The sequence below is a fragment of the Halobellus ruber genome (assembly GCF_014212355.1).
Classification (GTDB): Archaea; Halobacteriota; Halobacteria; order Halobacteriales; family Haloferacaceae; genus Haloquadratum; species Haloquadratum rubrum.
Genome location: NZ_JACKXD010000001.1, coordinates 272,812 through 283,620, shown reverse-complemented (window position 1 = coordinate 283,620; position 10,809 = coordinate 272,812). Strand labels below are relative to the sequence as shown.

General features: G+C 66.6%; 10 protein-coding genes and 1 pseudogene. 4 read left to right on the top strand and 7 right to left on the bottom strand.

Features of this window, described 5'->3' with window-relative positions:
- Positions 1-458: 458 nt before the first annotated feature.
- Both H5V44_RS01500 and H5V44_RS01495 read left to right on the top strand, forming a co-directional pair.
- Positions 459-869 (top strand): annotated as a pseudogene (locus tag H5V44_RS01500) (DUF1684 domain-containing protein); the annotation flags it as partial.
- Positions 870-1,014: 145 nt separating this feature from the next.
- Entirely contained in the window at positions 1,015-2,106 is a 1,092-nt protein-coding gene (locus H5V44_RS01495) for an aminopeptidase (protein WP_185191367.1), read from the top strand.
- A 207-nt stretch (positions 2,107-2,313) separates the two neighbouring features.
- Here H5V44_RS01495 and H5V44_RS01490 read toward each other — a convergent pair whose 3' ends face one another.
- The 5 genes from H5V44_RS01490 to H5V44_RS01470 form a co-directional block, all read right to left on the bottom strand.
- A complete protein-coding gene (locus H5V44_RS01490; protein ID WP_185191366.1) occupies positions 2,314-3,333 on the bottom strand; it encodes a hypothetical protein in 1,020 nt (339 codons plus the stop codon).
- 353 nt (positions 3,334-3,686) lie between these two features.
- Positions 3,687-3,989 (bottom strand): DUF7521 family protein, encoded by a 303-nt coding sequence (locus H5V44_RS01485; RefSeq protein WP_185191365.1) that lies wholly within the window; start codon positions 3,987-3,989, stop codon positions 3,687-3,689.
- A 2-nt stretch (positions 3,990-3,991) separates the two neighbouring features.
- Complete coding sequence (locus tag H5V44_RS01480; protein ID WP_185191364.1) at positions 3,992-4,417, bottom strand: helix-turn-helix domain-containing protein; 426 nt, start codon at positions 4,415-4,417, stop codon at positions 3,992-3,994.
- 436 nt (positions 4,418-4,853) lie between these two features.
- Complete coding sequence (locus H5V44_RS01475) at positions 4,854-5,903, bottom strand: hypothetical protein (protein WP_185191363.1); 1,050 nt, start codon at positions 5,901-5,903, stop codon at positions 4,854-4,856.
- A gap of 40 nt (positions 5,904-5,943) precedes the next feature.
- Positions 5,944-6,702: a DUF1405 domain-containing protein gene (locus tag H5V44_RS01470; protein WP_185191362.1), complete on the bottom strand. Its 759-nt coding sequence runs from the start codon at positions 6,700-6,702 to the stop codon at positions 5,944-5,946.
- 191 nt (positions 6,703-6,893) lie between these two features.
- Here H5V44_RS01470 and pdxS point away from each other — a divergent pair, with 191 nt between their 5' ends.
- Positions 6,894-7,802 (top strand): pyridoxal 5'-phosphate synthase lyase subunit PdxS, encoded by a 909-nt coding sequence (pdxS, locus tag H5V44_RS01465; RefSeq protein WP_185191361.1) that lies wholly within the window; start codon positions 6,894-6,896, stop codon positions 7,800-7,802.
- Between the two features lie 57 nt (positions 7,803-7,859).
- Here pdxS and H5V44_RS01460 read toward each other — a convergent pair whose 3' ends face one another.
- Entirely contained in the window at positions 7,860-8,738 is an 879-nt protein-coding gene (locus tag H5V44_RS01460) for a homoserine kinase (protein WP_185191360.1), read from the bottom strand.
- Between the two features lie 75 nt (positions 8,739-8,813).
- Between H5V44_RS01460 and H5V44_RS01455 the strand changes: the two genes are divergently transcribed.
- Positions 8,814-10,163, top strand: coding sequence for an NAD(P)/FAD-dependent oxidoreductase (locus H5V44_RS01455; protein WP_185191359.1), 1,350 nt, complete (start codon positions 8,814-8,816; stop codon positions 10,161-10,163).
- Positions 10,164-10,166: 3 nt separating this feature from the next.
- On the opposite strand, the gene H5V44_RS01450 is transcribed toward H5V44_RS01455, so the two are convergent.
- Positions 10,167-10,778 (bottom strand): DUF6149 family protein, encoded by a 612-nt coding sequence (locus H5V44_RS01450; RefSeq protein ID WP_185191358.1) that lies wholly within the window; start codon positions 10,776-10,778, stop codon positions 10,167-10,169.
- Positions 10,779-10,809 lie beyond the last annotated feature (31 nt).

Here is a 10,809-nt window from a genome sequence, read left to right as displayed (position 1 = left end):
TTTAATAATACGGTAGCGTTTGCAACTGGTTGCACGTCCGATCGCACGCCGTCGTGCCATCGAGTGAGCGAAGACTTGCAAACGCTACTATAGTACGGCTTATGATCGGATTCCTCCCACGACTAAAGCCGTAGAAGGGCGTCAGCCGTCGAATCCGCTCCGCCCGAGTGCTTCTGGCAGGTCGCCGTCGGCTTCGGCCCCGGCGTCCGGCGGGCCGTCGGAGGTCCCGGGGCGTGGCTCCTGATACTGTTGGCTATAACTACGTGAAGATTTTCGACACCCCGGGGTGTCGGAATCCGTCACGGGACTATAGCCGACAGTGTGAGACCGATGTGAACGATCGACACACGCCCGGCGCGGACGCCGATGCTGATTTCGACGTCGACCCGGGCGGCTTCCCCGACGGATGCCTCATAGACCCCCGGACGAACCGGTCCGGGAAAGACGAGTTCTTGACTATGCGTCCGCAGTCGCCGATCTCGCCGGAGCACCGGGAGGCGTTCTCGGGACCGGACTACTTCGATCCCGGCGCCGGCTACCAGGTTGACGTGGCCGTTGCCATCCACGACGCTCCCGAACCGGTACCGATGGAGACGACCGTCGGCGACGAGATCCGGTACGTCCGGACCGCCACCTTCGGGTTCGACTGCCGAGTGCACGTACTCCGGGGATACGGACAGCGGCCGGACGGCAACGAGCCCGCGTTCGTTCCGTTTCGCGACGAGACCACCGGCCGGGAGTCCTACCGGAGCGGGCGGGTTCTCGAACTGCATTCCGAGACGGCGCTTGCTAACGGCTATGTCGTCACGCTGGGTTTCAACCCGGCTTACACGCCGTTCTGTGCGTTCACCGAGACGTTCTCGTGTCCGCTCCCGTCGAAAAGCCGGCTTCCCTCACGGGCCGGGTCGACGAGCGCGGGTGGTTGCTGGGGAAGTAACCGTACCGCGTCCGTGAGGTGGGACCCACGGGAGGCGCCGTCGAAAGGGGTTTGCTTCGGACGCCGTAGGGTGAGGTATGGACCCACGCGTCCGCGAACACGCACGGACCGTCGTCGATCACTCCGCCGGGATCGAGGCGGGCGAGCAGGTCGTGATCAGCGCCCCCGCGGCGGCTTCGGACCTCGTGGTCGCGCTCTACGAGGAGTGCGCCGACCGTGGCGCCCACCCCGTCTCGCTACGGCGCAACGCCCGCGCGAAGCGGGCGTTCCTCCGGAACCACGACGGCGACTTCGAGACGCCCGATCACCTGCTGGCGATGTACGATGAGATGGACGCCTACATTGCGGTCTTGGGCGACGTCAACGCCACCGAAACGGCCGACGTCGACCCCGAAACGAACGCCGCCTACCGCCGCGCGATGAAGCCCGTCCTCGAAGAGCGGCTGTCGAGGACGTTCTGTCTCACCCAGTATCCCACCTCCGGCAACGCCCAGCTCGCGGGGATGAGTTCCGAGGCCTACGAGAACTTCGTGTGGGACGCCGTCGGGCTCGACTGGGACGCCCAGCGGGAACACCAGGCGCGGATGGTCGAGATCCTCGACGACGCCGACGAGGTCCGGATCCGCTCGGGCGAGCGGACGGACGTGACGATGCGGATCGCCGGCAATTCCGCGCTCAACGACTACGGTGAGAAGAACCTCCCCGGCGGCGAGGTGTTCACCGCCCCCGTGAAGGAGTCCGTCGAGGGCGAGGTACATTTCGATATGCCGTTGTACCGCCAGGGCCGTGAGATCGAGGACGTCCGCGTCCGGTTCGAGGAGGGCCGCGTGGAATCCTACAGCGCCGGCCGCAACGCGGACGTCCTCGACGGCATCTTCGAGACCGACGCGGGCGCCCGATATCTCGGGGAACTCGGGATCGGTATGAACCGCGCGATCGACCAGTTCTCCTACAATATGCTGTTCGACGAGAAGATGGGCGATACGGTGCATATGGCCGTCGGGTCGGCCTATCCGGAGACCGTCGGCGAGGACAACGAGACGAACGAGAGCGCCGAACACGTGGATATGATCGTGGATATGAGCGACGAGTCGGTGATCGAAGTCGACGGCGAAGTCGTCCAGCGGAACGGGACGTTCGTCTTCGAGGAGGGGTTCGGCGAAGACTGATACGGGTCTCGGAAGAGGTTTCATCGACGGCCTCTCACGGGTGAACGGGACCCGCCCGGACACGCGGAGCGGTCGAGACGACGCAGGGGTGATCAAGCGGGAGTCTCTCGACGTTCATCAACCCCGTGTCCCGACGGCACCCTACAGGCTGTTGAGAGGTGTCCACCCGGAGTCGGTCAGCGTTCCGAAGGGTGCTGAGAGGCGAAATCAGCGTCGACGCCAGGTGACGTATCCACTGATCGCGCCGATCCCGACCACCATAGCTCCGATCGACTGGTAGACAGTTGCTGCGGGCTTCTGCCGCGAGTTCCAGTCTTCCATCCACTCCGCTTCGAGCGACTCGGCCCGGTCCCGTATCTCATCGAGTTCGTAGTCCGAAAGGGCGAGCGCGGCGGTCCGGTTTGCAGCGACGGTCGACTCGTTGTGGACCCGCGAGAAGCGTCTGGCCGTCTCGTTTCCGCGTTCGGGGACCGACGACACGTTCGTCGCGATGGTCTCGCTCGTCCGGGCTATCTCGGAGAGTCGCCCGTTGATACCCCCGTACCCCAGGTGGTCCGAAGCGTCCTCTTTCGCTTCGAGTGTCGCCGTGTATTGGGCGTAGAGACGCTGTGGATCGACGTCAGTCCCGTTTTCCCGTTGTTCGAGTAGGTCGGCGAGTGCCGTCGCGTTCGATCGGTACGCGGCCGAATCGTTCCCGAAAGAACGGAGTTCGGGAAGCGCTTCGCGTGCGGTTTCGTTGTATTCGGCGATCTTGGGCGCAGCCTCGACCGACGCGTTGTAGACCGTCGTCCCGTTTTCGCTGACCGTCCGCATTCGGTCCAGATACACGAGCGTCTCGTCGATCGACGTGGCCGCCGACGACACGTTTGACGCGGCCGCGCTGATGTTCCGCGACGTCGTGCGGAGCAGACCGACGTCCTCCGTTCCGAGGTCCCGAGCGGTCCGTCGTTGGGCGAGCTCCGTAAGGACCGCTTCGGCGGTCGATTCCGAGGTGACACGCCCGCTGTCGGTGTAGATGTCGATGCCACTGGCCCAGGGGAAGACGTTCTCCTGCCGGTAGACGCTGTACTGTTGTCCGTCGACAGTGATGTCCGCGATATGGGTCGTGTCTTGGTTCAACAGTACCGGTTGTGGCTCCGAAACCCCCTGTGCGAGCGCGACCGTCGGCGTCGCGCCCACCAGGAGCGTTACCACGACGAGACCGGTAACCAGGGTTCGTCCGTTCATCGTCTGCGTGCGATGTTACGGGATGGCAGTAATGAAGCGGACGGAGATTTACAGACGGCGAAACTGCGGGGGTCGTCGGGAAGAGCGCAGCAGCGTGGACGTCTCGGCGGGTCGTCGTCGAGCTCAACCCGCGGACCGTGCCCGCGACGGAATGGCACAGCCGAGGGCGACCGGCCACCGAAACCGTATGCACCGACAGCGACCGACCGGCCCCACGAACCGCGGCCGACCGAGTCCGGGACCCGGCCGCGGCCTGCTTTCAGAGTGTCCAGTCATGCTGTCGGCTATAACTACGTGAAGATTTTCCACACCCCGGGGTGTCGAAATCCGTCACGCGACTATAGCCGACAGTATCAGTATCGGGAGAGGGCGTAGAAGATCACGACGAGTCCCGCGGTGATCAGTAGGCTGTCGGCCGTTTGAAGCGCGAGCGATTCACGCCCGCCGAGCCGGTAGTCCCGGCGGATACCGAGCTGATAGATGATGTCGAGGAGTCCACCGAACGTGATGAGCGCGAAGCCTCCCGATGCGAGACGGAGGCTGTGTTCCTGGATACGAAGGAAGGCTCGATAACTGAGTGCCGTCAGCGCCCCTCCGGCGATGAACAGGAGTGAGTTGACAACGAGGAAACTCCAGAACTCCGGCGGTTCAGCCATATCTACCCACCACTGAGATTAGAAGACGAACCATCGCGGTGAGGAGAGTCAGTGTTCGCGTTTTTTTCGACGTCTTCCGCCCCCTTCTCCAGATCGTTCCAGAAGTCCGTGAATTTGTCAGTGTAGTCCTTCTTGAGTTGGATATCGATCTCGAACTCCCCCTGCTCAACCCGGAATCGTGCCTCGTCGAGATTCGTTTTGAACTGCTTCGTGTGGTGGCCATCATCATTGAGCTCCGTCCGCTCGTCCAGCATATCGTACTCCTGGAGCGCGTTGACCCGTCGGTAGACCGTCGGCTCCGAGACGTCACAGTGTTCGGCGAGTTCGGCGGCTGATAGGGGTCGGAGGCTAGCCAACGCGAGAATCTGCCGGGCAACCTCGCTGCCGAGCACCTCGAACACGTTCTCCGGCTCCCATTCCTTGCTCACAGTTCACACCTCCGTTGATTTCCGGGGTACGTACGAGTGTGGGATTGGTTTCACGATCCGAAGTTCGCGCAACTGGTCGCACTCGGTCGTCGCTACGGTTGTCGCGCGGGTTCCGCTCGAACGTATCGGATTCCAGACTGAAAAGGGCGGGGATGGAATGCGGAGCGACGGGCGGAGGGGGACGCGACGAGCTGGGGGTGTCTGCATTCCGACGGCTACCGCCTGTCGGGATCGTGATATACGCATCGCCGCGGTTCGGTTGCACGACGTGAGATAACCACCCCAGCTGTGAAGTCGCCCCCGGCAATCATCGGTCCCGTTCCCGACGTGGCTGTCGTTCGAGACACCGGCCGTCTCATACTGTCGGCTACCGTCCCGTGACGGATTTCGACACCCCGGGGTGTCGAAAATCTTCAGGTAGTTATAGCCAACAGTATCAGTCCCACGCCAACCCGACGCCGTTCGTCGGCGCCGAAAGCGGGCTGGTCGGCAGGTCCGCGGGGACCTCGGGGTCGTTGTAGCCGCCGGGCGCGACGTCGTTCGGCCCGTCGGGGTAGAACAGCGACGCCAAAAGCTGGATCTGCTCGCGGCCGACCCCCAACTCGAACTGGCCGCCGCCGTAGAGGGCGACGCCGCGTTCCTCCGCCCACTCGATGGTCTCGAACAGCGACTCGACGGTCCCGAACCGGGAGGGTTTGACGTTCAGCCACGACGGCTCGAAGGGGAGGTCCGCGACCGACGCACTGCCCGTGATCGGGTAGTCCCAGGAGACCCGCCGCTCCTCGCCGTCGAACAGCGGCCGCGTCTCCGGCGTGAGCCCCGGGTCCTCGATGATCGCGTCGGGGAACGCCGACAGCAGGTTCTCGTAGAGCGTCGGGTCGGGGTCGGCGTCGACCTGGGTCCCCTCGTAGAGCCCCTTCAGATCGAGGATCCGGACCGCGTCGGTCGCGGCGACCGCGTCGATCAGGTCGGCGTCCCACTCCGGCGTCGGGTCGAGTTTGAACTCGGTCCCGGGGTAGGTATCGAGAACGGCGTCGAGCCGGTCGGTGGTCGGCGGCTCGCCCAGCCGCATCGACGCCACGAACCGGACCGGGGCGGGGTCGCGGCCGACCGCCTCGGCGAGCGACAGGTCGTTCTGTCGGAGCGCCAGATCGAGCGCGGCGGACTCGACCGCCCACCGGCGGTAGTGGCGGCTCGGCTCCCGCTCGGGCTCCTTCGTCGGGAAGAGGTCGACATCGTCGAGGTGCGCCGAAAGGGAAGCGACCGTGTACCCGCCCGCGAGGTCGAACGTCGCCTCCGCGAGGGCGTCGTGGTCCTCGGTGTCGTAGGTGACGTCCTCGCCGCGGCCGACCGCCCCCGCGCCGGCGAGGTGGAACGTGGTCGTCGTCCGGACGAACCCGCTCGACGTGTCGCGATCGTGCCGCGTCCGGTCGGTCGACTCGATCGAAAGCGGGAGGTCGGCGACGGCGTCGAAGTACTCGCTCATACGTCGCCGATACGCGAGAAGCGGTGAAAAGCGTGCGCTCCTATCGGCGGCGCAGCCTCTCTTTTTCCACCCGCGTCGCCAGCGCGAAGAACGTCGCCAGGAAGGTGAGGACGACCGCACCCGCGGCTGCGACCTGCAGCGCCGTGGTGCCGGCGACGGCGGCGCCGTCCGCGAGCGGGAGCGAGGTGTGATGTGGGTCGCCCACGATGGGCACGAAGTAGTCGACGACGTCGTTGAACCCGTACCACGCCAGCGCAACCGCGACGGCGCGGGTTGGAAAGTCGAAGATCCGGTGCAACACGAACGCCTCGACCACCATCGCGAGGTGGCTCACGAACAGGAACGCGTACAGCGGCCCCCAGGTGGTCGCCAGGAACGCGTCGGCGAAGGCCGTGAGGACGTACGGCGTCCACAGCCCCAGCTTCCAGCAGCCGAAGAAGGCCAGGGCACCGAGATACTCGTTGGGGCGGCCGAGCTTCCAGCTCGCAAACGCCAGCGCGATGAAAAGCGTCGCCAGCGGGCTGTCGGGGACGAACGGCCACATCACCACCGGTTCGGCCGCGAACTGCCAGGTAACGAGCGGATCCGAGAGGGGAATCGGGTGAAAGCCGTAGTACCAGAAGCCGAACGCGGTTCCGAGCAGGTTGATCGCGACGACCGCCCACGCCAGGCGGAGCCCGACGTTCTCGAGCCACGTCGGGAGCGGCGCGACCCACCGGGGAAGCCCCTCCCGTTCCGGCAGCCCGTCGCCGGACAGCAGCCGTCGCAACCCCGAGGACGATGCGGGCGGCGAAGCCATACCGGACGCTCGTGTGCCGGGCGCAAATGGGTGCCGGTTCGTCGCCCGATGGGTGCCGGATCGTCGCCCGATGGGTGCCGGATCGTCGCCCGATGGGTGCCGGATCGTCGCCCGATGGGTGCCGGATCGTCGCCCGACCCATCGCGCGCGCGGGTGATTCCCTTAAGTATGTCCGACCGTTACGGGATTGTATGTCCGAGGAGACTGATCTGTCCGAACTCCGCCGCGGGACCGAGCTGGTCAAGCGCGGGTTCGCGCGGATGCAGAAGGGCGGCGTGATTATGGACGTCGTCGACGCCGAACAGGCACGGATCGCCGAGGAAGCCGGCGCCGTCGCGGTGATGGCGCTCGAAGCCGTCCCCGCCGACATCCGGAAACGCGGCGGCGTCGCACGGATGCCCGACCCCGCAGAGGTACAGAACATCGTCGAATCCGTGTCGATCCCCGCGATGGGGAAATCCCGGATCGGCCACACCAAGGAGGCACAGATCCTGGAGGCCGTCGGGGTCGACATGATCGACGAGTCGGAGGTGCTGACGCCCGCCGACGACCGCTACCACATCGACAAGCGGGACTTCACCGCCCCGTTCGTCTGCGGCGCGCGCAACCTTCAGGAGGCCCTGCGCCGGATCGACGAGGGCGCGGCGATGATCCGGACGAAGGGCGAGGCCGGCACCGGCGACGTGAACCAGGCGGTCCACCACCAGCGCAACATCAAAAGCGCCATCCGCGAGATCGAGGGCAAGACCCACGAGGAACGCGAAAAGTGGGCCCGCGAACACGAGGCGCCCGCGGACCTGGTCCACGAGACCGCCGAGATGGGTCGGCTCCCGGTCGTGAACTTCGCGGCCGGCGGGATCGCGACGCCGGCCGACGCCGCCCTGATGATGCACCACGGCTGTGACGGCATCTTCGTCGGCTCCGGGATCTTCGGCGCGGAGAACCCTCCGGCGATGGGGAGAGCGATCGTCGAGGCGGTCAACAACTGGGACGACCCCGACGTGCTCGCCGAGATCGCCTCGGACCTCGGCAAGGGGATGAAAGGCGAGTCCAACGCCAGCCTGCCCGAGGAAGAGAAGATCCAGGGCCGCGGCGTCTGAACCGGTCCGACCGTTTTTGTCCGTCCCGCTTTTCGACGCCGTCGGTGGTCACTACCGTTAGTCGTACAGTGTCGCGCCCGCGCTGACACGCGTCTGATAGGCCCGGGATTCGACGCCGACCCGGGCGAAGGCGTCGACCATCGCCGCGGCGACGTGGCGGCGGTCGGACTCCCCGCACGGCGCGATCACCGCCGGCCCCGCTCCCGAGACGGTGACCCCCGTCGCGCCCGACCCGAGGGCGGCCTCCCGGACGGTCTCGTACCCGGTGATGAGTTCCGCCCGTGCGGGCGTCACGACGCGTTCGTCCATTCCGGTCCCGACGAGTTCGGGGTCGTCGCGGCACATCCCGACGGCGAGCGTCGCCGCGGATCCGACGGTGTGAACCAGATCCGCCATCGACGCCGAGTCGGGAACGACGTCGCGGGCGTCCCGGGTCGACACCGCGATCTCGGGGAGACACACGACGAGCGGGATCGACGCGTCGACGGCGGTGACCGCACCCTCGCGGGCGACGGTGAACCCACCCAGGAGCGCGGGCGCGACGTTGTCCGAGTGGGCGGTCCCGGAGACGACCGCTTCGCCCTCCGCGGCGATCGGTACCAGTTCCGACCGGGAGAGCCCGCGGTCGTAGAGGGCGTTCAGTCCGACCGCCGCCGCCGCGGCGCTGGCGGCCGACGACCCCAGTCCCGACGATGGGCGGACCCCTTTGTCGATCCGGATGCGGGCGGGGGCGTCGAGCGCCTCCGCGACCGCGCCGACGACGTTCCTGTCGGGATCCTCCGGGATGTACTGGCTGCCGACCCCGCTCATCTCGATCGAAGTCCGGTCGGCCTTCTCCACGCGGACCACGTCCATCGGCCGGTCGAGGGCGACGCCGAAGACGTCGAACCCGCTTCCGAGGTTCGCGCTCGTAGCGGGCGCCCTGACCGTCTGCATACGCGTCCGGTCGCCCAACGCGGACAAAAAGGTAGCGAACGGAAGGCACTTTCCCGGCGGTCGAGTAGCCGTGGTATGATCGGGATCGTCGGGGGCGGAATCGCCGGACTCGCGGCCGCCTACCGGCTCCAACAGCGGGGCCGCGAGGTGCAGGTGTTCGAGGCGACCGAGGATCTCGGCGGGCTCGCAGCGGTGTATGAAACCCCCGGCGACGACGTCGAGAAGTTCTACCACCACCTCTCGAAGTCCGAGGAGACGATCGTCGACCTCGCCGAAGAACTCGGCCTCGGCGACCGCGTCGAGTGGCGCGTCGGCACCAACGGCTACTACGTCGACGGCGTGGCCCACCCGCTGAACACGCCGTGGGAGATCCTGGCGTACCCGCACATGAGCCTCTACGACAAGTTCCGGCTCGGGATGCTCACGCTCGGCGTCGACGTCCGCGGCGGGGTACCGGACTTCGACGCCTACGAGGACCTCGCGGCGTACGAACACGACACCGTCCGCGAGTTCGTGGCGGAACACACCACGCGGAGCGTTTACGAGAACTTCGTCGATCCCCTCCTGGACGGGAAGTACGGGAGTCGAAAGGAGGAGATCTCCGCGGCGTGGTTCCTGGGTCGGGTCCGGTTCCGGGGGGAACGCGACCCGCTCCGCGGGGAGATCCTGGGCTACTTCGACGGCGGGTTCGGCGCGCTGCTGGATGCTCTCGTCGACGCCGTGGGCCGGGAGAACATCACGACGGGCGCACGCGTCACCGACCTTACTGTGACGGACGGCCACGTGGAGTCGCTGACGGTCGAACGCGGCGGCGATGCGGACGGCGAATCGGGCGACCCCGCTGCCGGGACTCACGAAGTCGACGCCGCGGTCGTGGCCGCAATGCCGAACGTCCTGGAGGAACTCACCGGCTACGCCTGCGAGGTCGACTTCCAGGGGGCGGTCTGCGGGCTCGCAACGATGGAGGAGTCGCTGCTGGACACCTACTGGCTGAACGTCGCCCACGACGCGCCGTTCGGAGCGCTCATCGAACACACCAACTTCGTCGACCGGGAGCGCTACGGGGGCGACCACCTGCTGTACGTCGCCGCCTACGTCCAGGACAGCGACGAGGACCTGTGGCGGATGGACGACGACGCGGTCCGGGGGGCGTGGCTCTCGGAGATCGAGTCGATGTTCCCCGACTTCGATCGCTCGTCCGTCTCGGAGCTTCGGATCGCGCGCAACCCGCGTGCGGCGCCGATCTACGAGCGCGGCTACCTGGATCTGGTCGTCCCCTATCATTTGGCGGAGGAAGTCGGCGAGGGCGTCTACTACGCCGGGATGGCGTCGGCAGCGCAGTATCCCGAGCGGTCGCTCAACGGCGGCGTCGTGGCGGGATACGAGGTGGCCGACCGGATCGCGCGCGACGGCCCCGCGGAGTAGACCTCAGGCTTCGGACTCGTCGACATCGCCCTCGGCGTCGACGTCCTGGAGTCCCGGCGCCGCGTCGACGTCGACGTCCTGGGGTTCCTCGCGGCCGCCGACCCGGAGTTCGCCGTCCTCGCCTTCGACGTAGACGTCGTCGGCGAAGCCACCCGCCGCGTGGGGGTGTTCGGGGTCGTCCAGCCGCTCGGGGGTGGACGGCGCCGTCGGGATCTCCCGCGTCCGGAAGTCACCCAGCGGGTTCGCGATGTCGATGTCGTAGCGCTCGAAGAACGACTCGTAGCGCTCGTAGTGCTCTTCGAGTTCGTCGGCGGGGAACTCCATCATCTCCGTCCACCCGTGGTTGTAGAAGTCGAAGTTGGCCTGGATGTGGGTGATCTCGCGGGCCTCGGCCTCGGTGAAGCCCGCCTCCAGCGCCCGGACGTAGGTGTCGAAGGTGCAATCGAAGAACGCCTCCATGTGCGCCTCCCGCTCCTCGCGGCGGTCGGCGTCGGCCTTCTCGCCGAACACGCGGACGTGGAGGTCGACGAGTTTCTCGGTCGCGATGTCGCCGACGACCGGCATCGTCAGCGCCTTCTTGGCCGCGAAGTGCCGGATGTTCTGCTTGAGTTTCATACGCGACCCTGGAACCCGGCGAACTTGAATG